Here is a 24,465-nt window from a genome sequence, read left to right as displayed (position 1 = left end):
AGCAGGCCATCAACCTTCTGCCGCAGAGATATCGGCCACGGCCGGGCGCAACCGCGCGGTTCCGGCGATCGTCAAACCGTAGGCATCCAACCCGATCCGCTTGACGGGGTTGTTGGTCAGCAATCGCATTCGGCGCACCCCGAGGTCGGCCAGGATCTGGGCGCCCAGGCCGTATTCCCTGGCGTCGAGTACATCGGCGGACGGGTCGTGCGGTCGATAGCCTCGCTGGCCCCCGACCCCGCGCAGATAGACCACGACACCGCGGCCCTCTTCGGCGATCATCTGCATCGCCTGCTCCAGCCAAGGGCCGCAATCGCAGCCGCCGGAGTCAAAGACGTTGCCCGTCACACACTCCGAATGCACGCGCACCAATGTCGGCGATTTCTGTCGGCCCGCCACATCGCCCATCACCAGAGCGATGTGCTCGCGGCCATCCAGGATCGAGCGAAAGCCGTGCGCCTGAAACACACCGTGGCGGGTCGGAAGCCGGCTGGCGGCCTTGAACTCGACGAGCCGCTCGGTGCGCCGCCGATAGGTGATCAGGTCGGCCATCGTGACCACCGTGAGCCCATGCTGTTCGGCGAACGTCCACAGTGCCTGCCCCCGCACCACAACGCCTGCGTCGTCGAGGATTTCGCCGATCACCGCGACCGGCGGGAGTCCGGCTAGCTCGGCCAGATCCACTGCGGCCTCGGTGTGCCCGGCCCGGCGCAGCACGCCGCCGTCGGCCCCGCGCAGCGGAAAGACCTGCCCCGGCCGGATCAAGTCGTCGTGCGTGGTGGCGGGGTCGGCCAGCAGCGCGATCGTGCGGGCCCGGTCGGCGGCTGAGATGCCGGTGGTGATGCCGGTGCGGGCGTTGACCGACACCGAGTAACTGACGCCACGCGGATCCTCGTTGTGCGCCACCATCGGTGGCAGCCGCAGCCGGTCGAGATCGGCCGACAGCATCGGTACGCACAGGATTCCGCCGGTGTGGCGCATCATGAACGCCACCCGTTCGGGCGTGGCATGCGCCGCGGCCAGCATCAGGTCGCCGTCGTCGCCGGGATTGTCCGCGTCGACGATGATCACCATCCGACCCTCGCGCAGGTCCGCCATCGCTGTGCCCACCGCGCAGCCCAGCGTTTCGATGACCGTCATATCAGAACTCGCGCAAGGTATCTCGCAGCATCGTGGTCGTGTACTCGGTGCGGGTCAGCCCGCGCTTCTGCAGTGCGGGGATCAGGCCGTCGGTGATCTCGGTGACGTAGCGCCGGTTGAGCCGCATCACCGGGCTGGTTATCAGGTAGCCGTCGCCGCCGACCTCGTCCATCAGCGCACCCATCTCCTCGGCGACCGCCTCCGGTGTGCCGATGAACGGGATGTTGGCGGTCAGACCGCTGCCGGTGACGATCTGGCGCAACGTCTTTCCCTTGCCGCGCGCCAGGAAGCTCTCCAGGGAGCCCCGTTCACCGTTGGTCGTCACGTTGGGCACCGGCTGGTCGAGATCGAACTGCGAGAAGTCGATCTCGGTGATCGAGGAGATCTCGGCGAGCATGTACTCGATGTACTGCGGGTCGTTGAACCAGCGGTCCCGCTTGGCGATCGCCTCCTCGTGGGTGTCGGCCACGATCGGGGACACCAGATAGAGCACCTTGCACTCCGACGGATCGCGCCCGTTGGCCTTCATCCGCTCGTGGATGTCATCGCGGTAGGCCTTCATGGCCTCGGCGCCGTTGGCGGGGGCGACGATGGTGTCCGCGTGCTGGGCGGCCAGTTCGCGTCCGGGCGGTGAGGCGCCGGCCTGGGCGATGGTGGGCCGGTACTGCGGTGACGGCGCGGTGTTCAGCGGGCCCCGGCTCTTGTAGTACTTGCCATGGAAATCGATGGTGTGGACCTTCTTGTAGTTCGCGTAGGTCCCGGTCGTATGGTCGCGCTCAACGGCGTCGGGCTCCCACGATTCCCAGAGCTTGCTGACCACCTCCAGGTACTCACTGGCCATCGCATAGCGCTCGTCGTGCTCGTAGAGCTTGTCCATGCCGAAGTTCTGTGCGGCCCGGTCCTCGGCGGAGGTCACGACGTTCCAGCCGAACCGGCCGCGCGCGATGTGATCGACGGTGCTGCAGAGCCGGGCCAACAGGAACGGTGGGTAGAAGCTCGTCGACATCGTGGGGATGATCCCGAGATTCTTTGTCGCAGCCGCGATCAGCACGGCAAGCGGCACGGGGTCGTGCTTGGGGTTGACACCGTGCTTGAGGTCGAACTCCATGGTGCCGCCGTAGGCGGTCGACACCATGAGCTTGTCCTCGATGAGTACGTAGTCGAATTTCGCCCGTTCCAGGTCTTTGGCGATCTCGACGTAGAAGTCACCGGTGAAGTCGCGCCCCCCGTCACCCCAGTTGCCATTCCATTCGTCGGCGACGAAGTTCAGAAACCAACCCAGATGGAACTTCTCGGTCACAAGTTCTCCTTCCGCTGTTGTCCTCAAGAGAAGACGGAAGGCGTTACTCGGCCGTGTCATAGGCGTAGCACTCACATTGCGCCATATCGGGCGTTGACAGATGATCGAACGTGCGTTCGAATGGATGGGTGCGGTGGAGCGGCCAGGGGATAGCGGTCGACGACGGTGCGCTGCCCGGCCTGGAGCGCATCGGGCTGGTGCGCAGCGTGCGAACGCCCCAGTTCGAGGGCATCACGTTCCATGAGGTGCTGTGCAAGTCGGCGCTGAACAAGATCCCCGCGGCCGCGATGCTGCCGTTCCGGTTCACCGTCAACGGTTACCGGGGCTGCTCGCACGCCTGCCGGTATTGCTTCGCCCGGCCCACGCACGAATATCTGGAGTTCGACCCGGGTGAGGACTTCGACCGCCAGATCGTGGTGAAGACCAATGTCGTCGACGTGCTGCGTCGCGAGCTGGGCCGGGCGTCGTGGCGGCGGGAGGCGGTGGCGCTGGGTACCAATACCGATCCGTATCAGCGGGCCGAGGGGCGTTACGCCTTGATGCCGGGCATCATCGGAGCGCTCGCGGGGTCGGGCACGCCGCTGTCGATCCTGACCAAGGGCACCCTGTTGCGTCGGGATCTTGAGCTGATTACCGATGCCGCACAACAGGTTCCGGTGTCGGTCGCGATCTCGCTCGCGGTGGGCGACCCCGATCTGCACCGCGACGTCGAACCCGGGACCCCGTCGCCCCAGGCTCGGCTGGGGCTGATCACCGCGGTGCGCGACGCCGGTTTGGACTGCCACGTCATGGTCGCGCCGGTGCTGCCGCACCTGACCGATTCGGCCGAACACCTCGACAGCCTGCTCGGCCAGATCGCCTCGGCCGGCGCCACCTCGGTGACGGTGTTCGGCTTGCACCTGCGCAGTTCGACGCGCGGCTGGTTCATGAACTGGCTGGCGCGTTCACATCCCGAACTCGTCGCGCCCTACCGCCAGCTGTACCGGCGCGGTGCCTACCTGCCCGCCGACTACCGCGACATGCTGCGCGAGCGGGTCGCGCCGCTGATCGCCAAGCACCGGCTGGCTCGCGACCACCGGCCGTTCAGTGCCGCCGCCCCGCCCGTCGCCGAACCGGAGCCGCAGCCGACGCTCTTCTAGGTGCGGCCCCGCTTGACCTCGTTGAACGGCACGCCCTTGTCGGCGGCGAATTCGCGGGGGAAGCCGAGGATGCGCTCGCTGATCACATTGCGGGCCATCTCGCTGCTGCCGCCGCCGAGCGAACCGGTCTGCCGCGACAGGTACCGCACGCCGATGGCGTCCAGCAGACCGGACAGCTCCTCACCCTCGTCGACCACGCCGGCCGTCCCGGCGATCGCCAGGGCGGTGTCGACCTCGAGTTCGGTTGTCTCGGCGTGGAACAGCCGGATCAAGGTGCCCGCGTTCGGCGGCAGCGAACCGTTGCCGATGGCGCTGCCGACGTGATCGATCAACTGGTCCTTGACAATTCGGCGGGCCAATGCCTGACCGGCCAGCGCCTGCACGGCGAGGTTGTCGCCCTGGCCGGTGAGCTCGACGTAGGCGACGTGATCGGGCGGCATCTCCTCGGCGTTGTCCGAGTCGGTGCCGCTGGCGAACTCCGAACCGCCGCCGACCGCACGGCGCTCGTGGTGCAGCTGCCGGGACGCGACCTCCCACCCGTTGTTGACCTCGCCGACGACGGCGTCGTCATCGAGTTCGAGGCCGTCGAAGAACTCTTCGCAGAACTCCTCGTTGCCGTTGACCTCTTTGATCCGCCGCATGGTGATGCCGGGGGAGTTCAGCGGCACCAGGAACATGGTCAGGCCCTGGTGTTTGGGCACGGTCCAGTCGGTGCGGGCCAGCATCAGGCCGTAGTCGGCGGCGAACGCACTGGTGCTCCACGTCTTGGCGCCGTTGATGATCCACTTGTCGCCGACGCGGTCGGCACGCGTGATGACGCCGGCCAGATCGGAGCCGCCGCTGGGTTCGCTGAGCAGCTGGCAGAGCACCTCGTCACCGCGAATGGCGGCCGAAATACGTTCGCGCTTCTGGGCTTCGGTGCCCATGTCCAGGATTGTCGCCGCACAGATGGTCAGCGACGGCACATTGAGGATCAGCGGCATCTCATAGCCGCGGCACTCGGCGGTGAACGCCTTCTGATAGGCCAGCGGCAGGCCCTGCCCGCCGTACTCGCGCGGGAAGCACAGGCCGGCAAAACCGCCCTCGTACAACCGCTTCTGCAGTTCCTGGGCGCGGTCCCACGAGGACTGCACGGCCCGCAGGGCAACTGGCAGATTGTCGGGATCGACACGCGGCATGTTGTCGGCCAACCAGACTCGCGCCCTTGCGGCGAAGTCGGCGACCGATTCGGTGGCGGTGGAGATGGCTACATCGGTCATGCCGAAGCCTCCTGTCGAACGGTCTTGGCGCTCAACGCATACACCATCCGGTGATGGTCGTCGGGTGAGCCGTAGAGCGCGCGGTAGAGCGCGGTACGGCGCAGGAACAGGTGCAGGTCGTGCTCCCAGGTGACGCCGATGCCACCGTGCAGCTGCACGCAGTCCTGCAGCATCACCGGAGCCCGCTCGGCCACATAGGCTTTCGCGACGCTGACCAGCAGGGCAGCGTCGTCGGCGCGTGCGGACACCGCGGCCACCGCGCCCGCGGTGGTCGCCCGGCACGCCTCGAACCACATCTTCATGTCGGCGAGGCGATGTTTCAGCGCCTGGTACGACGCCAGCGGCCGACCGAAGCTGTGCCGGTCGAACATCCACTGCGTGGTCATCGCCAGCACGGTGTCCAGAATCCCGACGATCTCCGCGCACTGCAGCACCAGGGCGACCTGTCGCTGCCGCTCGATGATCGCCGGTGTCTGCGCCGCGTCGCCGACGACGGCGGTCTCGTCGACATCAACGCCGCTGAATTCGACTCGGGCATAACGCTTCACCATGTCGACGGACTGCTGTTCGGTCACCGTGGCGCGGTCGGCCGGGACGAGAAACTGGCGCGGAGCACCCTCGAAATCGGCGACCACCAGGAAGACGCCCGCCTCGACGCCCGCCTCCACCCGGTCCTTCACCCCGTCGATGCGGTAACCGGATTCGGTGCGCGTCGCCGTCACACCCGGCGTCAGCGGGGACAGGGGCTTGCGCGGTTCGTACACCGCCCACGATGCCACCACTTCGCCTGACACCAGCGCTTCGATGGTCTCTTCATGTCCCTCGGGAGCCTCGACCAGGCCGGCCAGCACGACGCTCACCGGGTGCAGCGGCCCCGGTGCCACGCTGTGCCCGATCTGTTCGGCCACCAACGCGAGATCGGCCAAGCCGTCGCCCGAAACACTGCCGCCGCCAAGCTCTTCGGGGACCAGCAGGCTGGCCCAGCCGAGCTCGGCGGCACGCTGCCACCAGGCGGTGTCGAAGGACGTGTCCGCTGCGTGCAGCTCGCGCACCTTGCTCAGGGACGCTTCCTTCTCCAGGAATGCCTGGGTCGTCGACACGAACAGCAGTTGTTCGGGATTGGCGACATCCGTCATGCGCCGTCCTCGCTTTCCTTACACAGCGGACGTGCGCGCCGGCGTCCCGGCGCCCACGTCCATCACGACGATTTCGAGAGGGTCAAGCGATGACGAGCGCGGGCACGTCGGGCTTGTGGACCGACACGTTGGGGACCTTGAACAGGTCAACCAGGTTGCCGCCCATCACCTTCTGCTGCTCTTCCTCGTTCAGACCCTGGGCAACCAGGTCGTCGACGAGGTTGATCGGGTTGGCCAGCCCCTCCGGGTGCGGCCAGTCCGAGCCGAAGATGATGCGGTCCATACCGCACAGCTCGCCCATCTTCTTGAAGTCGTCCTCCCAGAACGGCGCCACGTAGACACCGCGCTTGAATGCCTGGATCGGGTCCTCGGGGAACTCCTGCGGCATCTTCGAGTAGACGTCCTTGAACTGGTAGAAGAGGTAAGGCACCCAGGACGCGCCGTTTTCGATCGACAGGATGCGCAGATCCGGGTTGCGGGTCAGCGCGCCGTGGCACACCAGGGCGGCCATGGTGTCCTCGATGGGCCGCTTGCCCATCGCGACCATCCGGAAGGACGTCGGCTTGAACGGGGTGAACTCCGCGGCCGGCTCCCAGTCGTTGAGGTACTCGGCGTAGCCGCTGTCCGAGGCGTGCATGCACACCGGGATACCGGCCTTCACGCAGGCGTCCCAGAACGGGTCGAATTCGGGCAGGCCGAGCGAGCGCGAACCGCGGTAGCCGGGCACCGGTGCCGGACGCACCAGCACGGTCTTGGCGCCGCGCTCCAGGCACCACTCGAGTTCTTCCAGCGCACGGTCGACGACGCTGAGGTTGATGACCGGCGTGGAGAAGATCCGGCCCTCGTAATCGAACCGCCAGGTCTCATACATCCACTGGTTGAGCGCGTGGATGATGTCCAGGATCAGGTCCGGATCGTCCTTGAGGCGTTCCTCGACCAGGCTGGCCAGCGTCGGGAACATGATCGTGTAATCCAGGCCGAGTCCGTCGAGCACCTCGAGGCGGGCCTCGGGGTTGCGGAACGCGGGGATGGCCTTCATCGGCTTGCCCATGACCTCGCGGTAGCTCTTGCCGCCGCTGCCGTGGCGGAAGTACTCCTCCTGCGCGCCGGGTCGGGCGACGACCTCGAAGGTCGGGTTGGGGATGTAGTCGCTGATGGTGTTGCGCACCACGATCTTGGTGCGGCCCTTGACGTCGATGTAGTCGATGACGCCCTTGCGGTTGTCCGGCAGGAATTGCGTCAGCGCTTCCTGCGGCTCGTAGAAGTGGTTGTCGGCATCGAAAACGGGATAGGGCAGCTGGCGCGAGGGCATGTCCGCCTCCAGAGAGTCTGTTTAGTGGGTAACGGTAATGACGTTACCACGTAAGCCCAACAGTAAACACATCTGCAGCAAAAGAGGGATCTACCTGCGCAAACAGGTCAGGGGAGCAGGCCGCGCACGCAGAAGTCGTAAATGTGCTTCGCGTCGATGGGGATGCCGTTGAGTTCGACCCCCAGGCTGCGCAACCGCATGGCCCCGAGGTTCGCCTGCATGATGAGGGCCGCGGTGGTCTCGGACTGCAGGTCGGAGCGGAAAGTGCCCTCGTCCTTGCCGCGTTCGAGGATCTCGCCGATCAGCTGATGCAGGGGTGAGAGCACCCGCGAGTACTCCTTCGGCAGGGTCTCGGCGAGGTGGTCGTTGTAGTAGGTCAGGCCACGGTTGATGCTGTCCTGCTTGGTGGTCTCGGCCGGGGTGCAGATCCGATCGATCAGCAGGCGCATCGCCTCGGCGGCGGGCAGGCCGTCGGTTTCCTTGCGCCACACCTTGGTTGACTCGGCCATGATCGTGTCGATCAGCGCCAGCAGCAGCTCATCTTTGGTGGTGAAGTGCTGGTAGAACGAGCGCAGCGAGGTCTTCGAGCGCTCGACGACCTCGAGAACGGTGAAGTCGGTGCGACCGGTCTCGGCCAGGATCGACAGCGCCGAGCGCATGAAGCGACTCTCGCGGGAGTCCGGATCGACGGTCGTCGTCTCGGTTGATCGTTCGTTGGCCTTGGCCATCGGGTCAGCTTATCGGTCGGGTTACAGTGACGAGAATGACGTTACCGTCTTGGAACACGATGAGGTGAGGGAACACATGACTGCGGATTCCAGCGACGCCGTTTGGACAGTGGCGCGCCTGCTCGACCTGTTCGACGTCCAGGCCGAGAGCCAGGACCGCTTCATCGCCCCGACCGGTATCGCCGACGCCGACGAGCGGCAGGTCGTCGAGGGCACCCAGGTTCTCGCCCAGGCGATCGTCGCGGCGGCAAAACGCTTCGAGGGCAAGTCGATTCGCTCGGTGCACAGTGTGTTCGCCCGCGCGGTGCTGGTCGGTCCGCCGGTGGTGCTGGATATCGACGTGGTCTCCGAAGGGCGCTCCACCGCGTCCGCGATCATCACCGCCTCGCAGAATGACAAGCGCTGCATGACGTTCACCGTGCTCGCCGACGTGCCAACGCCCGACGTGATCCGCCATCACCTGCCGCGCCCCGAGGTGAAAGGGCCGGACCAGTCCAACGACTGCGAGATGCCGATGACGGGACGGCAGATCAAGCTCGTCGACGTCGTCGACATCAACAGCCCCGACGAGGTCGGCCCGCCCGAGGTCTACGCCTGGCTGCACTACGAGCCCATCCCGGCCCGCGACGACCTGGCCAAGGCCCTGATCGCCTACTTCACCGGGCACCTGGGTATCTCGGCGACCATGCGCGCGCATGAAGGCATCGGCACCGCGCAGTCGCACCTCACGGTCTCGACCGCGCCGATGACCGTCACGGTGAGCTTCCACGAGCCGGTCACCTGGGGCGGCTGGCTGCTCTACACCCACGAGAGCACCCAGGTCGGCGCCGGCATGTCCTATATCCGCGGGGCGATCCACACCCAGGAAGGCGAGCTGATCGCGTCGTTCACCCAGGACGCGCTGATCCGGCCGCTGCGGGTCACCGACAACGCGATCGCCGCCGAAGCCCGGATCTAGTGCGATGAGCTTGGTCGCCGGGCGCGGCCCACTCGGTCCGGACCGGGCCGGCTGGTTCTCCGCGCCGGTGGCCGCGCCGATCGTCTACGTCGAACCGCACCCGCGCCGGGTGCAGGCGGTGCGTGACGGCCGGGTCGTCATCGACACCGAGAACGCACTGATGGTCCACCGCGCGGGGGCGGCGCTGAGCTACGTCTTCCCGGTCGGTGAAACAGGTGATCTGCCAACCGAACCCGAAGAATTCGCGCCCGGCTATGTTCGGGTGCCGTGGGATGCGGTCGACACGTGGCTGGAGGAGGGGCGCACGCTGGTGCACTACCCGCCGAACCCGTACCACCGCGTCGACTGCAGGCCGACCCGGCGCCGGCTGCGCGTCGAGGTCCCCGGCGGTGTTCTCGTCGACACCGACGACACGGTCATTGTCTTCGAGACATCCTTGGCGCCACGGCTTTACGTCGCACCCACGCATGTGCGCACCGATCTGCTGCGCCGCACGGACACGTCGAGCTACTGCAACTACAAGGGGTACGCGACCTACTGGGCGGCCGGCGACGTCCAGGACGTCGCCTGGAGTTACGACGATCCGCTACCCGAAACAGCGGCCATCTCAGGATATTTCAGCTTCGACGCCGACCGATGCGAGATGAGCGCGGAGTTGCCCGGCTAGCCCAGATCGCGGGCCGCGAACGTGTTGCACTGCTTGGGGTCGCCGGTCTGGTAGCCGGTGGTGAACCACTTCTGGCGCTCGGCCGCCGACCCGTGGGTCCACTGCTCGGGGTTCACCCGTCCGGTCGCCTGCTTCTGAATCCGGTCGTCACCCACTGATGCTGCCGCCGAGAGCGCGTCGGCAATGTCCTTATCGGTCAACGGTTTCAGGTAGGTCACGTCGGTTCCGGGCTGCTTGGTGATCGCGGCGAAGTGCGCCCACACCCCGGCGTAGCAGTCGGCCTGCAGCTCGGTGCGCACACCGCCGCCACCGGCGCCCTGGGCACCCGCGCCCTGCGCCTTGCCGAGGTCGCCGAGCAGGTCCTGAACGTGGTGGCCGTACTCATGGGCCACCACATACTCTTGCGCCAACGGTCCACCGCTGGAACCGAATTGGTCCTTGAGCACCTGGAAGAAATCGGTGTCGAAGTAGGCGGTCTGGTCCACCGGGCAGTAGAACGGACCCATATCGCTGGACGCGGGACCGCACCCGGTGTTGACGTTGTTCTTGAACAACATCATCTTCGGGCGGGTGTAGCCCTTGAGCAGGTTCTCCCACACGCCGTCGACCGAGTTGCCGGTGGCCACCACGCGGCATTCGACGTACTCGTTGGCGTCGGCGCCCGTGCGGCACTTGCTCAGGTCATAACCGGATTGTTCGGCGCCGGGCGGAAGTGCCGGTTGCTGGCTGATCACCTGGCCGGGGTCGACACCGAGGAACACCGCCAGCAGCACCACCACCAGGCCGCCGAGGCCACCGCCGATCGCGATGCCCCGACCGCGGCCGCCACCTGTCGAGGTCGTACTCGTGTCGATCTGCATACCTTCGTTGAAGGTCATCGTGACTCCTCGAGATCGACACCCCACCGCAGACAACCCGCCGCGTTCACTTTGCCACACTACGATTCAGCCGTGACCGTCGTCGCCGATCCGTCGACCGTGGTTGACACCTCCGGTGGCGCCGTGCGCGGCGCCACCGAGCACGGCGTGCGGGTCTGGCGCGGCATTCCCTACGCCGAACAACCCGTCGGCGAGCGCCGGTTCCTGGCGCCCATCCCACCGCGGCCGTGGCCGGGTGTGCGCGATGCCGTCGAGTACGGGCCGATGCCCCCGCAGGGCCGGTCGTTCGTCGGCGGCGGTCGCGACGACCCGAAGATCCGCGACGAAGCCTGCCTGACGCTGACGGTGTGGGCGCCCAGCCCTGATCCCGAGTCGCTGCGCTCCTGCCCGCCGGAGACAACGACGACCCCACTGCCGGTGATGGTCTGGATTCCCGGCGGTGCGTTCGTCTACGGGGCCGGACAGCTGCAGCTCTACAACGGCTCTCGGTTGGCCGCCAACGGCAATGTCGTCGTCGTCAACGTGACCTACCGCCTGGGAGTGTTCGGCGGATTCGAACTCGGCGATCTCGGGGCCGGCTTCGCCGACAACCTGTGCCTGCGTGACCAGATCGCCGCGCTGCGCTGGGTGCAGGACAACATCGCCGCATTCGGCGGAGATCCCCAGCGCGTCACCATCTTCGGCGAATCGGCCGGGGCCACCTCGGTGCTGGCGCTGCTGGCCAGCCCGGCGGGCAAGGGACTGTTCGCCCGCGCGATCGCCCAGAGCCCGGCACTGCCACTCATCGCCGACCGCGCCACCCGGGCCCGCCGAGCACACGAATTCGTCGACGTCGTCGGCGCCGATCCCGCGGCCTTTCCGGTGCTGCCGCAGCGGGTGCTGCGCCGCGCGGCGGGGGAGATCCAGCGCCGCAGCGTCGCCACCAGCCCGACGCTGGCCTACGGGCTCACCTACGGCGTCGACCTGCTGCCGCGGCACCCGATCGACGCGGCGCGGGCCGGTGAGGTCAACCCCGTGCCGCTGATCGTCGGCACGAACAGCCACGAGGCGTCGATGTTCGCCTGGTCCAAGCCGCCCATGCTGCCGACCACGCTGGACAGCATCGACGCCTACTTCGACCGGGTGGCACCCGAGGCCCGGGACCGGGTGCTCGGCGCGTACCCCGACTTTCCGCGGCGGCGGTCGCAGATCGCGGTGGGCTCCGACGTGATGTTCGGCGCGCCGACGTGGGCATTCGCCGACGCCTACAGTGCCAACGCGACCACCCACGTCTACCGCTTCGACCACACCACCTGGACCCTGCGGATGCTGGGCCTGGGCGCCACCCACGGCAGCGAGATCGTGCACATCCAGCACAGCTACGGCTCGTATCTGGGTCGCAAGTTGCATCCGCTGGGCCGGCGCGTGCAGCCGGCGGTGGGCCGCCGGATGCAGCGCACCTGGCTGACCTTCGCCACCGACGGCGCACTGGACGACTGGCCGCACTACGACACCGTGCGTCGACGCACCCGCGTCATCCGGTCGGCCCGGGACGTCTCGATCGACGACCCCGACGCAACGCGCCGGGAAGCCTGGGCGGGGCTGTACTAGCTGCTAGGTGCAGTGCTTGTCGGTGTAGCGGCGCAGATTGGCCAGGAACCACTTGAACGACAGGTTCATCACCGGCCCGCCGAGCACCAGTCCCCATCGGGCGGGCCCGTTGGCTTTCTGCGCCAGCGTCCAGGTCAGCCGGCAGCCGCCCGGCGTCGGCACCACCGTGTACTCCTCGGCGAATGCCGCCACCACCTTGTTCGAGCAGGTGTTGAACCGAAATGCCATGTAGCTGAACGGTTCCCAGGCCAGGAACTCCTCGTCGCCGACCAGCCCGCCGAGCATGTCGACAGTGCGGGTGGTGCCGACCCCATAGGGCTTGGGACTGGTCCAGGTGACCTTGGTGATGACCTTCGCCCACTGCGGCCAGGAGCCGGCGTCGGCGAGGACGTCGAAGAGCTGCTCGGGCGTGACGGCCAGGTCCACACTGTTGGAGAACCGGAACGGCGCGGTCTTGATCCAGCTCAGGTCGACGCGCTCGCAGGGATACATCGTGGTCATCGGGGCTACCTCCGTGGAGACCATACATCGAGGCGGCACATGTCCGGTCGGGTCCACCTCATAGACTGATCCCTCGATTCATCACCTCCGTTTTCCGATTCTCAGGGAGTTTCCAGTGCTGCGCAGTCACGCCGCCGGTTCGTTGCGGGCCTCCGACGCCGGACAGACGGTCACCCTGGCCGGCTGGGTGTCCACCCGGCGCGACCACGGCGGCGTCATCTTCATCGATCTGCGTGATTCATCCGGCGTTGCGCAGGTGGTGTTCCACGACGCCGACGTACTGGCCCAGGCGCACCGGCTGCGCGCGGAGTTCTGCGTCACCGTCACCGGCGAGGTCGGAATCCGTCCCGAGGGCAACGCCAACGCCGAGATCCCCACCGGCGAGATCGAAGTCAACGCGACATCGCTGACGGTGCTGGGGGAGAGCGCCCCGCTGCCGTTCCAGCTCGACGAGCAGGCCGGCGAGGAAGCCCGGCTCAAATATCGCTACCTCGACCTGCGTCGGCCGGGCGGACCCGGTGAGGCAATCCGGTTGCGCTCCAAGGTCAATGCGGCCGCGCGCTCGGTGCTGGCCGAACACGACTTCGTCGAGATCGAAACGCCGACGCTGACGCGCTCGACTCCGGAGGGTGCGCGCGACTTCCTGGTGCCCGCACGGCTGCAGCCGGGGTCGTTCTACGCGCTGCCGCAGAGCCCGCAGTTGTTCAAGCAGCTGCTGATGGTCGCGGGTATGGAGCGCTACTACCAGATCGCGCGCTGCTACCGCGACGAGGATTTCCGCGCCGACCGCCAGCCGGAGTTCACCCAGCTGGACATGGAGATGAGCTTCGTCAGCGCCGACGACGTGATCGCCGTTTCCGAGGAAGTGCTGCGGGCGGTGTGGTCCACGATCGGCTACGAGCTGCCGACCCCCATCCCGCGGATCACGTATGCCGACGCGATGCGGCGGTTCGGTTCGGACAAACCGGATCTGCGCTTCGCCGTCGAACTCGTCGAGTGCACCGAGTACTTCTCCGACACCCCGTTCCGGGTATTCCAGGCGCCATATGTCGGCGCTGTCGTGATGGCGGGCGGAGCGTCGCAGCCACGCCGGACGCTGGATGGCTGGCAGGAATTCGCCAAGCAGCGCGGGCACAAGGGCCTGGCGTACGTGCTCATCGGCGAGGACGGCGAACTGAGCGGCCCGGTCGCCAAGAACCTGTCCGACGCCGAGCGTGCCGGCTTGGCTGCCCATGTCGGCGCCAAGCCGGGGGACTGCGTGTTCTTCGCGGCCGGTACCCCGAAGGGCGCCCGCGCTCTGCTCGGCGCGACGCGGATCGAGATCGCCAAGCGGCTGGACCTCATCGACCCGGCGGCCTGGGCGTTCACCTGGGTGGTCGACTGGCCGCTGTTCGAACCGGCCGACGACGCCACCGCCTCCGGTGACGTGGCCGTCGGCTCGGGCGCCTGGACCGCGGTGCACCACGCGTTCACCTCACCGCAGCCGGCGTCGGAGGCCACCTTCGACACCGATCCGGGTTCGTCGCTGGCCAACGCCTACGACATCGTCTGCAACGGCAACGAGATCGGCGGCGGCTCGATCCGTATCCACCGGCGCGACGTGCAGGAGCGGGTGTTCGCCATGATGGGCATCGACCATGCCGAGGCCCAGGACAAGTTCGGATTCCTGTTGGACGCCTTCACCTTTGGCGCCCCGCCGCACGGCGGCATCGCCTTCGGCTGGGATCGCATCGTCGCGCTGCTGGCCGGGGTGGACTCGATCCGCGAGGTGATCGCGTTCCCGAAGTCGGGTGGCGGGATCGACCCGCTGACCGATGCGCCGGCGCCGATCACGGCCCAGCAGCGCAAGGAATCCGGAATCGATGTCAAACCCGAGGCCAAGAAACCGGCGATTACCTCCTAGGTAGTCGACGCGCGGCGAGGTCATCCGTCACGCTGATCGGTGTGAGCACACCTGATTTCACGGCGATGATGCCGCTGGCGGCCACGCTCGGCATCACAATCGACGACGCCGCACCAGACCGGGTGACGGGGTCGATGGCCTGGGCGCCGGAGCGGTGCACGTCGGGTGGGCTGCTACACGGGGGTGCGTTGATGGCGTTCGCGGACACCGTCGGTGCGGTGTGCGCGTTCCTCAACCTGCCGCCGGGCGCCGGCACGTCGACCATCGAATCGAAGACCAACTTCTTTCGCGGTGTCCGATCCGGGGTGGTCGGCGCGACGTGCGTGCCGCTGCACGTCGGGCGGACCACCATCGTCGTGCAGACCGATCTCACCGATGACCGCGGCAAGAGGGTCGCGCAGGTGACGCAGACGCAGGCCGTGCTTCCCTAAGCTGGTTCCATGAGCGATACCCCTGACGCCGCGTACATGAACGACTTCAACAAGAGCATCGTCGAGGAGTTCCGGTCCAACGCCGGGGTCGTCGGCGGGCCCTTCGAGGGCCGCCCGCTGTTGCTGCTGCACACCACCGGGGCGAAGTCCGGCCAGCCGCGCCTGGCGCCGCTGGCCTACTTCCAGGTCGACGGCAAGCTGATCATCATCGGCTCGAAGGCCGGTGCCGACACCAATCCCGACTGGGTGCACAACCTGCGGGCCAACCCGTCGGCGCACATCGAGATCGGCACGGATGCCTACGACGTGGTCGCCCGCGAGTTCTCGCGCGAGGAACGCGACGAGGCCTACCCCAAGGTTGTGGCGGAAGCCCCCGGGTTCGGCGAGTACCAGGAGAAGACCAGCCGGATCATCCCGCTGTTCGAGCTGTCCCGGGTCTAGCTAGCGATTTCGGCGCGAATTACTTCAGGTTCGGGCAGATCTGCTTGAGCCAATCGGTGATCGCATTCCGATTGGCGTCCAGGTCGGCGTCGTTGGGCTGCGCGCCGACGGTGGTGACGAAGTGCTCGATCGCGGCTTTCACCGGGTCGGGCGGGCTGTACTTCTCGAGCGTGTCGGCGTTGGTTCGCGCCTTGTCTGCACTGGTTGCGACCATCAGATTGTCCTTGGCGAATCCGATATCCAGGCAGGTCGAGTCGTCCAACGCCCCGGCGGCCATCGACGACGTGGCAGCCGCACTCGTGGTTGTGGTCGCACTCGACGTCGATTCCGAGGACGAGTCGTTGCTGGAGCAGCCTGCCGCGATCACCGTGAGGGCTGCCAGTCCCACGAGTGACATTCGATTCAGTTGCATCGGCAGAAGTATTGCCCTGCAGGGCGGGTTTCGGCGCGGTTTCGCGCACTGCGCGCCGGAAACCGCGCCGAAGACGGCGCCGGGTCGACGGTAGCGTGGTGCTGATGACCATCGAAACGTTGAGCGCACAAGACCTTTCGTTTCTCGCCCGTCCGCTCTATGGATTCTTCTCGACCGCCGCCGGCGCATTGCCGCCACAGCCGCGACCGGTGTGGTTCGAGGCGACCACCACCGGTCACGTCCAGCTGTTCACGGGTGTGGACACCCCCAAGGTTCGTCAGCTGCGCCGCGATTCGCGCGCATCCCTGGTGGTCGCCGCGCCCGTCGGAGAGCGCGAACGCTGGTTGTCGGTGGCAGGCCCGACCACTCTGGTCTCCGACGGAGCCTGGGCACTCGTTGAGCGCCTCGCCGGCCGCTACTGGGATCTCGACGATCCCGTCCGGGCTGCGGACCTCGCTCAGATGCGCGACGAAGAGTGGCTACGTGTGGTCATCGAACCGGAAACTGTTCGCCGATACGCGATGTGACGCGCCGAACCGGCTAGGTGACCTTGGCCGCCAGTGCCGCCAGCTTGGCGTCGAGTGCCTCAGCGGCGCTGAGCAACTCGGGATTGGTCTCCACGACCATCAGCGACGACGGCTTGACGTAGGTGATGCTGCTGCCGTCGCCCTCGTCGAGCAGCAACAGCTCGACCGGGGCGAACAGGCCGGCGGTCACGTCGTGCCGGATCATGGTGATCGCGATCAGCGGATTGCCGAGCACCACCCGCAAGACCTGCCGCTCGATGCCGGCCTTCGTGATCCAGGCGCCGTGGTCGAACAGCCCGAATAACATGAATCCGCTTGGGCCGACAAACTTTTCGACCTTCTCCTGATAGGTCTGCCAGTCGCCGCCCGCCGCGGAGATGTCGTTGATCGGCACCGGCTGCTCGCCGATGTCGGCGAGCAGCGCGGCCAGGACCTCGTCGTAACTCTTGGTGCTGTCGTAGCGCACCCGCACCCCGTCGAACCGGGTCTCGGTGGCCATGTCAGAGCCGCTCGATGATTGTGGCGTTGGCCATGCCGCCGCCCTCACACATCGTCTGCAGGCCGTAGCGCCCGCCACGCTGCTCTAACGCGTTCACGAGCGTGGTCATGATCCGGGCTCCACTGGCGCCCAGTGGGTGACCGATCGCGATGGCGCCGCCGTTGACGTTGGTCTTCGAAAGGTCAGCCCCGGTGTCGGCGGCCCAGGAAAGCACCACCGGCGCGAACGCTTCGTTGACCTCGAACAGGTCGATGTCGGCCAGCGTCAGCCCCGCGCGCGTCAGCACCTTTTCGGTCGCCGGGATCACACCGGTCAGCATGTACAGCGGATCGGAGCCCACGACGGTCGTGGTGTGGATGCGCGCCAACGGTTTCCAACCGTGCTTGCGCGCCACCTCGGAGGTGGTGATCAGCACCGCGGCGCTGCCATCGGACAGCGGTGAGGAGTTGCCCGGCGTGATCTCCCACTGGATCTGCGGGAAGCGCGCCGCGTAGGCCTCGTTGTAGAACGCGGGCCGCAGACCGGCCAGCGTCTCGACCGTGGTGCCGGGACGGATGATCTCGTCGTACTGCAGCCCTGCGATGGGCGCCAGCTCGTTGTCGAACAGCCCGTCCTTGGTGGCCTGCGCCGCCTTCTCGTGGCTGCCTGCGGAGAACTCGTCGAGCTGGCTGCGCGACAGCCCCCAGCGGGCGGCGATCAGCTCGGCACTGATGCCCTGCGGCACCAGACCCTCGGAGTAGCGCTCGGCGAACCGGGTGCCGAACGGATCGCTGCCCGGCAGCACCGAGGAGCCCATCGGGACCCGGCTCATGGACTCGACGCCGCCGGCGATCACCACGTCGTAGGCGCCGGCGATGACGCCCTGCGCGGCGAACGAGATCGCCTGCTGGCTGGAGCCGCACTGGCGATCGACCGTCGTCCCGGGAACCGACTCGGGGAAGCCCGCGCCCAGAAGCGCGTTGCGGGCGATGTTGACCGCCTGGTCGCCGACCTGCGATACCGCGCCGGCGATGACGTCGTCGACCTCGGCGGGGTCGACACCGGTGCGCGCCACCAGCTCCGACAGGCTGTGCGCCAGCAGATCGGCGGGCAGCACCGAATGCAGACCGCCGCCGGGCTTGCCCTTGCCGATCGGCGTGCGGACCGCTCCGACGATGACGGCGTCACGTCCTGCGTAACCGGCCATGGTGTCCTCCTGAACTCGTTACTGAGTATTGCTTTCTATACTCAGCTATAACACCTAGGTATAGTGAAAACAACTCAGAAAGAAAGTGACGTCCGTGACAGTGCTGCAGGGCCCCCTGGCCGATCGCGACTCCTGGTCGGCGGTCGGCAAATGCCCGATCGAGAAGACCATGGCGGTCATCGGTACCAAGTCGGCGATGCTGATCCTGCGTGAGGCGTACTACGGCACCACCCGCTTCGACGATTTCGCCCGCCGGGTCGGCATCACCAAGGCCGCGACCGCGGCGCGATTGGCCGAGCTGGTCGAGGCCGGCCTGCTGACCAGGCAGCCCTATCGCGAGCCGGGACAGCGCGTGCGCGACGAGTACGTGCTGACCGAGGCCGGGACCGAGCTGATGCCAGTGGTGTGGTCGATGTTCGAATGGGGCCGTCGGCACCTGAGCAACGACACCCGGCTGCGCCTGACGCACCTCAAATGCGGATCTGACGCGACCGTCGAAATCCGTTGCACCGAAGGTCATCTGGTGCCGCCCGAGGAGCTGGGTGTGGAAATCAGGCGAAAGGGCGGTCCCACGGCTGCGCCGGGAAGATAGGTAAAGTGCCGGTTGTGGACTCCACGCTGGCGTACATCGATCAGGGTTCTTTCCTCGGATTGCGGGCACTCGGTCGTGGGCCGCTCGCTCAATACGCCTGGATCTACGAGCATCCGATCGACCTCGACGCCGTGCGGCGATTCCACCGCAACCTGGGCCACGGCCTGCTGGGGCGCCGCGTCGAGCGATCGCCGCTGCCGTTCGCGCGGGACCGCTGGGTCACCTGGCGCGGCCCCGCGGACATCGATCTCGCCGCCACCGCACGCCCGCGCGGCGAGGTGATGGCCTGGCTCGACGAGCAGCTACGCATCCCGATCGACCCGGAGGCCGGGCCGTCGTGGCGGGTCGCGGTGCTGCCGCTGACCGAGGGCGGGGCCGCGATCACGCTGATCGCCTCGCACACGGTGTGCGACGGGCTGGCGCTCACCCAGGCGGTCAATCAGGCGGCCAGCGGCGAGACGTGGGAGCTGGGCTACCCGCCACCGGGCGCGCGCACCCGCGGGCAGGCACTGCGCCAGGACGCGGCAGCGTTCCTGCGCGAGATTCCCGAGATCGGCACGGCGGTGGTCGCGGCGGTCAAGCTGGCGCGCAACAACGCCAAGGATTTCGCCTCGTCGGTAGGGCGATCGGGTCCCGCGCCCACCAAGCTCGACGGCGCGGCTCTGGTCACGGTGCCCGCGGTGGCGGCTTATATCGACGAGGCGCAGTGGCAGAGCCGGATGGAAAGTCTTGGCGGAACCAGCAATTCGCTGTTCGCCGGAATCGGGGCGAAGCTGGGGCAGGTCTTCGGCAGGGTCGACGACGACGGTCTGGTGCGGCTGCAGTTCCCGGTCAGTGAACGCACCGAAGGTGATACCCGGGCCAACGCGCTCACCGGTATGACGCTGATGATCAATCCCGCCGACGTCACGACCAGCCTGAGCGATGTGCGCGCCGAGCTGAAGCGAAATCTGACGGCACTGTCCGAGGCACGCTTCGAGCTGTTGGGGCCGGTGGCGCTGGCGCCGCTGGTACCGCCCGGTCTGGCCCGCCGTCTGGAGGGGATGGCCCTGGGCGCGGGCGCCCCGGTCGGCTGTTCCAACCTCGGAAAGCTGCCCGCCGCGGTGAACCGGCCCGACGGCACCGACGCCGAATACCTCGTCCTGCGGCAGATCGAGTCCCGAACCACCGCCGATATTCTCGACCGGCTCGGCGGAACGCTGTTTCTGGCGTCCGGGCAGGTCAACGGAAAAGTCTCGCTGTCGTTGTCGGCGTGGCAGCCCGGCGGACCGAACAGTAGAGACCAGCTGAAGGCCACGTTCGCCCGAGTGCTCGATGGTTTCGGGCTCACCGCGACGATCGAGTGACCGGCGCGCTGTGATGGCCCCCGGAAATTTTTGTGACCCATGAGGCTCATCACACGGGTTATGCTGACGAGATCCGTTAGTCCTACTATGTAGCGGTGCTAAATGCAGCCGCGGTGAATCGACAGGCTGAACTGCAAGGCCAGAAGGGGGACCGGTCGTGACGCTGGAAAGCCAGACCTACACCTCCTCGGGCGCTTCGGCTGACGACGGCCAGACCGGCCCGGACCAGCAGCAGGCTCAGCCCGCAGGTCAGCGCACCAAACGGCGCGGCGGACCGATGAAGCTGCTGCGCAAGGTGTGGCTGCCGATCGTGATCCTCCTCGTGGTCGCGATCGCGGCGTTCGGCGTGTTCCGTCTGCATGGCGTGTTCGGCAAGACCGAGACCACCCGCCCGGGCAGTGGCCTGGCCAACGACACCAAGCCGTTCAACCCGAAGACCGTCGTGTACGAGATCTACGGCCCCCCGGGAGCCGTCGCGACCATCAACTATCTCGACCTGGACGCCCAGCCGCAGATCGTGCGGGACGTCACCCTTCCGTGGTCCCTCACCTTGACGACCACCGCGCCGGCAGCCTCGGCCAACATCGTCGCCCAGGGCGACACCGACACCATCGGCTGCCGGATCACGGTCAACGGCGAACTCAAGGACGAGAAGACCAACACCGGGGTGAACGCCCAGACCTTCTGCCTGGTCAAGTCCGCATGATCACGCTGAACAAAGACGACAAGCCTCAGGTCGACGAGCACGGCAAGCGCCCGCATATCGCGCAGTGGGTCCGTTGGCTGTCGGTGCCACTGATCCTGGGCTGGCTGGCGCTGACCATTTTCACCAACATCGTGGTGCCGCAGGTCGAGGTCGTCGGCCAGCAGCAGTCGGTGCCGATGTCGGCGATGGATGCGCCGTCGTCGATCGCGATGAGCACGATCGGTGCGACATTCCAGGAGTTCAAGTCGAACACCTCGGTGATGATCGTGCTGGAAAGCGATCAGCCCCTCGGCGACGCTGCGCACAAGTACTACGACGAGATCATCAAGAAGCTCGATGCCGACAAAGCGCACGTCGAGCACATCCAGGACTTCTGGAGCGACCCGCTGACCGCGGCCGGCTCGCAGAGTGCCGACGGCAAAGCCGCATACGTGCAGGCCTACCTGGTCGGCAACATGGGTGAGGGCATCGCCAACGAGTCGGTCGAGGCCGTCAAGAAGATCGTCGAGAGCGTGCCAACGCCGCCCGGGGTCAAGACCTACGTCACCGGATCCGCCGCGCTGATCAACGACACCCACATCGCGGGCGACCGGAGCCTGCAGATCATCACCCTGCTGACGTTCGGCGTCATCACGGTCATGCTGCTGTTCGTCTACCGCTCGATCGCGACCGTGCTGCTCGCGCTGTTCATGGTGTTCCTCGAGCTGGCGGCCGCCCGCGGCGTGGTGGCCTTCCTGGGCTATCACCACCTGATCGGTTTGTCGACGTTCGCGGTCAACCTGCTGACGATGGTGGCGATCGCGGCCGGCACCGACTATGTGATCTTCCTGTTCGGCCGCTATCAGGAGGCCCGAAGTAAGGGCGCCACCACCGAGGCGGCGTACTACGAGATGTATCACGGCACCGGCCATGTGATCGTCGGGTCGGGCATGACGATCGCCGGCGCACTGTTCTGCCTGCACTTCACCCGAAGTCCGATGTTCAACTCGATGGGCATCCCGCTGTTCGTCGGCATGGTGGTGGTGGTCGCCGCCGCGATGACGCTCGGCCCCGCCGTCGTCACCGTTGCCAGCCGCTTCGGCCGGCTGGAGCCCAAACGAGCCTCGCGCGAACGCTTTTGGCGGCGCATCGGCACCGCTGTCGTGCGCTGGCCGGGACCGATTCTGGTCGCGACGACCTTCGTGTGCCTGATCGGGCTGCTCGCGCTGCCCGGCTACCACACCGACTACAACGACCGGCATTACCTGCCGCCGGACATCCCGGCGAGCGAGGGTTTCGCGGCCGCCGAGCGCCACTTCCCGGAAGCGCGGCTCAGCCCCGAATTGCTGATGCTGCAGAGCGATCACGACCTGCGTAACTCCGCCGACTTCCTGGTCATCGACCGGGTGGCCAAGGCCATCTTCCACACCCCGGGCATCGGACGGGTGCAGACGATCACCCGGCCGCTGGGCAGCCCGATCGAGCACAGCTCGATCCCGTTCCTGCTGGGTATGCAGGGCACCACGCAGACGCTCAACCAGTCCTACATGCAGGACCGGATGCGCGACATGCTCAAGATGGGCGACGACATGAACGTCTCCATCAACACGATGACGCAGATGTACAACCTGATGGGCGACCTCAACGCCGTCACGCACAGCATGGTCGGCAAAATGGATGTGACGCTGGCCGACATCCAGAACCTGCGCAACCACATCGCCGATTTCGACGACTTCTTCCGGCCGATCCGCAATTACCTGTACTGGGAACCGCACTGCTTCGACATCCCGATGTGCTGGTCGATCCGGTCGGTGTTCGACACCCTCGACGGCATCGACACGATGACCGACGATTTCCAGACCCTGGTGCCCGACCTGCACAAGCTGGACCTGTTGACGGCTCAGATGCGCATGCTGATGCCGCCGATGATCGACACGATGCGGTCGATGCGGACCATGCAGCTGACCCTGCAGAGCACGCAGTCCGGCCAGCAGGACCAGATCGCGGCCATGCAGGACAACCAATCCGCGATGGGCAAGGCATTCGACGAGGCCAAGAACGACGACTCGTTCTATTTGCCACCGGAGGCGTTCGACAATCCGGACTTCAAGCGCGGTATGAAGATGTTCATCTCGCCGGACGGAAAAGCGGTGCGGTTCATCATCTCTCACGAGGGTGATCCGATGTCGCCGGAAGGCCTCACCCACGTCGATCCGATCAAGAACGCGGCGTTCGAGGCGATCAAGGGCACCCCGCTGGAGGGTTCCAAGATCTACCTCGCCGGCACCGCGGCCAGCTTCAAGGACATGCAGGACAGTGCCGACTACGACATCCTGATCGCGGGCGTCGCGGCGCTGTGTCTGATCTTCGTCATCATGCTGATCATCACCCGTGCCGTGGTGGCGTCCGCGGTGATCGTGGGCACGGTCGTGCTGTCGCTGGGCACGTCGTTCGGTCTGTCGGTGCTGATCTGGCAGGACCTGATCGGTCGGCCGTTGCACTGGATGGTGCTGATCATGGCCGTCATCATCCTGCTGGCGGTCGGGTCGGACTACAACCTGCTGCTGGTCGCCCGCCTCAAAGAGGAGATACCGGCCGGCCTGAAGACCGGCATCATCCGCGCGATGGGCGGCAGTGGCTCGGTGGTCACGTCGGCGGGCCTCGTGTTCGCGGTGACGATGGCGGCCATGGCGTTCAGCGAGCTGACGATCCTGGCGCAGGTGGGTACGACCATCGGTATGGGTCTGTTGGTGGACACCCTGGTGATCCGGTCGTTCATGACGCCGTCGATCGCGGCGCTGATGGGTCGCTGGTTCTGGTGGCCGCAGCGGGTGCGCCCGCGCCCGGTGCCGAGCCCGTGGCCCAGGCCGGCGGCGGAGAACACCGAGCCGATCCGGGTCGAATCCCAGTCCTAGCCAGGCCTTTTCATGCCGTCCATGGCGTTGTGCGCGCCGTCGACGCAGCCGCGCTGGTAGCTGGGAGTCCGGTTGGCGGATGCGCCGGCGCAGTACGTCGTGATCGACTCCTCGTGGGCCTTGTAGCCGCCCGCGTCGACCCAACGCTGCCCGTCGGCGTAGCCGTTCCAGAACGCGGCGTCCTTGCGATCCGTGGTCAGCATCAGGATCACGCCGATGAGCGCGAACACCGCGACGACGAGAAGTGCCTTGACCCAGCGCTTGGTCAGCCAGGGCCAGAGCGGGGCGGGTATCCAGCGCGGCTTGGGCTGATCCACACCGACGATTGTCGCACTCGTGTCGGCTCAACCCGGCCACCCACAAGCGACTAATGTCGGGGTCGATGACCGACTTCGCGACGTTGAAAGAACATGTGTCACTTCGCGGGATCGTGATGACGGTCCTCAGCCTCGTGGTCGCGGGTCTGGCGATCGCCACGATGCGCTACCAGCCGAGCCCTCCCGACGACGCGTATGTCTCGCCGGCGCCTTCGACTCCGGCGGCGCCCTGGGTGGTGCCGCCGCCCGCCCCGCCGCTCATCGCGACGCCGGTTTCTGTCCCTCCCGAGCCGCAGACGGTGCCGCCCCCGAGTCCACCGCCACCGCCACCACCGCCGCCCACCCCGACGGTGCGGCCCACTCAGATACCGATTCAGACGCGCGTTCCGACCGCCACGCAGACGGCGGTCCCCACCCAAACGGCGATCCCGGCCGAGGAGCCTGAGGCCACGCTGACACCCGACGCGACGGTGCCGCCCACCCCCACCTCGTCGTCTGCCCCCGCCGAGCAGCCCGCTTTTCCGATTCGCCCGTCACGCGCCAACTCCACCTTGCTGCCCAACGGTGGAAGGCGTAGTTAGCGGATCGACCGCTGATCGCTCG

Annotated in this window: 25 protein-coding genes; 13 read left to right on the top strand and 12 right to left on the bottom strand. The window is 66.9% G+C overall.

The features are described 5' to 3' along the window. Window positions 1-9: 9 nt before the first annotated feature. Together ribB and EV580_RS01975 are read right to left on the bottom strand one after the other, a co-directional pair. The gene (gene ribB, locus EV580_RS01980) at window positions 10-1,140 is read right to left on the bottom strand and encodes a 3,4-dihydroxy-2-butanone-4-phosphate synthase (protein ID WP_133689480.1); all 1,131 of its coding nucleotides are present in this window, start codon (window positions 1,138-1,140) and stop codon (window positions 10-12) included. Window position 1,141: 1 nt separating this feature from the next. Next, complete coding sequence (locus tag EV580_RS01975; RefSeq protein ID WP_133689479.1) at window positions 1,142-2,440, bottom strand: NtaA/DmoA family FMN-dependent monooxygenase; 1,299 nt, start codon at window positions 2,438-2,440, stop codon at window positions 1,142-1,144. Between the two features lie 128 nt (window positions 2,441-2,568). Here EV580_RS01975 and EV580_RS01970 point away from each other — a divergent pair, with 128 nt between their 5' ends. After that, window positions 2,569-3,579: an Rv2578c family radical SAM protein gene (locus EV580_RS01970; protein WP_133690977.1), complete on the top strand. Its 1,011-nt coding sequence runs from the start codon at window positions 2,569-2,571 to the stop codon at window positions 3,577-3,579. Here the strand turns inward: EV580_RS01970 and EV580_RS01965 are convergent. From EV580_RS01965 to EV580_RS01950, 4 genes are all read right to left on the bottom strand, one after another. Then, a complete protein-coding gene (locus tag EV580_RS01965; RefSeq protein ID WP_133689478.1) occupies window positions 3,576-4,838 on the bottom strand; it encodes an acyl-CoA dehydrogenase family protein in 1,263 nt (420 codons plus the stop codon). The genes EV580_RS01970 and EV580_RS01965 overlap by 4 nt on opposite strands. Beyond that, window positions 4,835-5,974 (bottom strand): acyl-CoA dehydrogenase family protein, encoded by a 1,140-nt coding sequence (locus EV580_RS01960; RefSeq protein ID WP_133689477.1) that lies wholly within the window; start codon window positions 5,972-5,974, stop codon window positions 4,835-4,837. Before EV580_RS01960 ends, EV580_RS01965 begins: the two co-directional genes overlap by 4 nt. A gap of 82 nt (window positions 5,975-6,056) precedes the next feature. Further along, window positions 6,057-7,286: an amidohydrolase family protein gene (locus tag EV580_RS01955; protein ID WP_133689476.1), complete on the bottom strand. Its 1,230-nt coding sequence runs from the start codon at window positions 7,284-7,286 to the stop codon at window positions 6,057-6,059. A 107-nt stretch (window positions 7,287-7,393) separates the two neighbouring features. Next, window positions 7,394-8,014 (bottom strand): TetR/AcrR family transcriptional regulator, encoded by a 621-nt coding sequence (locus EV580_RS01950; protein ID WP_133689475.1) that lies wholly within the window; start codon window positions 8,012-8,014, stop codon window positions 7,394-7,396. 76 nt (window positions 8,015-8,090) lie between these two features. Between EV580_RS01950 and EV580_RS01945 the strand changes: the two genes are divergently transcribed. Beyond that, window positions 8,091-8,972 (top strand): acyl-CoA thioesterase, encoded by an 882-nt coding sequence (locus EV580_RS01945; RefSeq protein WP_133689474.1) that lies wholly within the window; start codon window positions 8,091-8,093, stop codon window positions 8,970-8,972. Window positions 8,973-8,976: 4 nt separating this feature from the next. Then, a complete protein-coding gene (locus EV580_RS01940) occupies window positions 8,977-9,639 on the top strand; it encodes a DUF427 domain-containing protein (protein WP_133689473.1) in 663 nt (220 codons plus the stop codon). Here the strand turns inward: EV580_RS01940 and ypfJ are convergent. Then, window positions 9,636-10,517, bottom strand: a complete 882-nt coding sequence (gene ypfJ / locus EV580_RS01935) for a KPN_02809 family neutral zinc metallopeptidase (protein ID WP_133689472.1) — start codon at window positions 10,515-10,517, stop codon at window positions 9,636-9,638. The genes EV580_RS01940 and ypfJ overlap by 4 nt on opposite strands. Before the next feature lie 72 nt (window positions 10,518-10,589). On the opposite strand from ypfJ, the gene EV580_RS01930 reads away from it, so the two are divergent. Continuing rightward, entirely contained in the window at window positions 10,590-12,107 is a 1,518-nt protein-coding gene (locus EV580_RS01930) for a carboxylesterase/lipase family protein (protein WP_133689471.1), read from the top strand. Window positions 12,108-12,110: 3 nt separating this feature from the next. Here the strand turns inward: EV580_RS01930 and EV580_RS01925 are convergent, their stop codons facing one another. After that, complete coding sequence (locus EV580_RS01925) at window positions 12,111-12,599, bottom strand: SRPBCC family protein (protein WP_133690976.1); 489 nt, start codon at window positions 12,597-12,599, stop codon at window positions 12,111-12,113. Between the two features lie 124 nt (window positions 12,600-12,723). Between EV580_RS01925 and aspS the strand changes: the two genes are divergently transcribed. From aspS to EV580_RS01910, 3 genes are read left to right on the top strand one after another with little or no spacing between them, the layout of a single operon-like run. Further along, window positions 12,724-14,511, top strand: coding sequence for an aspartate--tRNA ligase (gene aspS, locus EV580_RS01920; RefSeq protein ID WP_133689470.1), 1,788 nt, complete (start codon window positions 12,724-12,726; stop codon window positions 14,509-14,511). A 41-nt stretch (window positions 14,512-14,552) separates the two neighbouring features. Further along, the gene (locus tag EV580_RS01915) at window positions 14,553-14,942 is read left to right on the top strand and encodes a PaaI family thioesterase (protein WP_370629578.1); all 390 of its coding nucleotides are present in this window, start codon (window positions 14,553-14,555) and stop codon (window positions 14,940-14,942) included. Window positions 14,943-14,951: 9 nt separating this feature from the next. Next, complete coding sequence (locus tag EV580_RS01910) at window positions 14,952-15,383, top strand: nitroreductase family deazaflavin-dependent oxidoreductase (RefSeq protein WP_133689469.1); 432 nt, start codon at window positions 14,952-14,954, stop codon at window positions 15,381-15,383. Window positions 15,384-15,402: 19 nt separating this feature from the next. On the opposite strand, the gene EV580_RS01905 is transcribed toward EV580_RS01910, so the two are convergent. Then, window positions 15,403-15,771 (bottom strand): hypothetical protein, encoded by a 369-nt coding sequence (locus tag EV580_RS01905; RefSeq protein WP_133689468.1) that lies wholly within the window; start codon window positions 15,769-15,771, stop codon window positions 15,403-15,405. A gap of 128 nt (window positions 15,772-15,899) precedes the next feature. On the opposite strand from EV580_RS01905, the gene EV580_RS01900 reads away from it, so the two are divergent. Beyond that, window positions 15,900-16,322: a pyridoxamine 5'-phosphate oxidase family protein gene (locus tag EV580_RS01900; RefSeq protein ID WP_133689467.1), complete on the top strand. Its 423-nt coding sequence runs from the start codon at window positions 15,900-15,902 to the stop codon at window positions 16,320-16,322. A 13-nt stretch (window positions 16,323-16,335) separates the two neighbouring features. Here the strand turns inward: EV580_RS01900 and EV580_RS01895 are convergent, their stop codons facing one another. Beyond that, on the bottom strand, window positions 16,336-16,821 hold the full coding sequence (locus tag EV580_RS01895; protein ID WP_133689466.1) for a DUF302 domain-containing protein: 486 nt from the start codon (window positions 16,819-16,821) through the stop codon (window positions 16,336-16,338). Window position 16,822: 1 nt separating this feature from the next. Next, window positions 16,823-18,007: a thiolase family protein gene (locus EV580_RS01890; protein WP_133689465.1), complete on the bottom strand. Its 1,185-nt coding sequence runs from the start codon at window positions 18,005-18,007 to the stop codon at window positions 16,823-16,825. A 94-nt stretch (window positions 18,008-18,101) separates the two neighbouring features. Between EV580_RS01890 and EV580_RS01885 the strand changes: the two genes are divergently transcribed. From EV580_RS01885 to EV580_RS01870, 4 genes are all read left to right on the top strand, one after another. Continuing rightward, window positions 18,102-18,599: a winged helix-turn-helix transcriptional regulator gene (locus EV580_RS01885; protein WP_133689464.1), complete on the top strand. Its 498-nt coding sequence runs from the start codon at window positions 18,102-18,104 to the stop codon at window positions 18,597-18,599. A 14-nt stretch (window positions 18,600-18,613) separates the two neighbouring features. After that, window positions 18,614-19,945 (top strand): condensation domain-containing protein, encoded by a 1,332-nt coding sequence (locus EV580_RS01880; RefSeq protein WP_286171415.1) that lies wholly within the window; start codon window positions 18,614-18,616, stop codon window positions 19,943-19,945. Between the two features lie 277 nt (window positions 19,946-20,222). After that, window positions 20,223-20,651, top strand: coding sequence for an MmpS family transport accessory protein (locus tag EV580_RS01875; RefSeq protein WP_133690974.1), 429 nt, complete (start codon window positions 20,223-20,225; stop codon window positions 20,649-20,651). Further along, a complete protein-coding gene (locus tag EV580_RS01870) occupies window positions 20,648-23,545 on the top strand; it encodes an MMPL/RND family transporter (protein WP_133689462.1) in 2,898 nt (965 codons plus the stop codon). The genes EV580_RS01875 and EV580_RS01870 overlap by 4 nt, the downstream gene beginning before the upstream one ends. Here EV580_RS01870 and EV580_RS01865 read toward each other — a convergent pair. Then, window positions 23,542-23,862 (bottom strand): hypothetical protein, encoded by a 321-nt coding sequence (locus EV580_RS01865; protein WP_133689461.1) that lies wholly within the window; start codon window positions 23,860-23,862, stop codon window positions 23,542-23,544. The two genes, EV580_RS01870 and EV580_RS01865, sit on opposite strands and share 4 nt — an antisense overlap. A 65-nt stretch (window positions 23,863-23,927) precedes the next feature. Here EV580_RS01865 and EV580_RS34035 point away from each other — a divergent pair, with 65 nt between their 5' ends. After that, window positions 23,928-24,443 (top strand): hypothetical protein, encoded by a 516-nt coding sequence (locus tag EV580_RS34035; protein ID WP_183506658.1) that lies wholly within the window; start codon window positions 23,928-23,930, stop codon window positions 24,441-24,443. The last annotated feature ends 22 nt before the right edge of the window (window positions 24,444-24,465 follow it).

The organism is Mycobacterium sp. BK086 (assembly GCA_004362315.1).
Classification (GTDB): domain Bacteria; phylum Actinomycetota; class Actinomycetes; order Mycobacteriales; family Mycobacteriaceae; genus Mycobacterium.
This window is presented reverse-complemented; position numbering and strand designations above follow the sequence as displayed.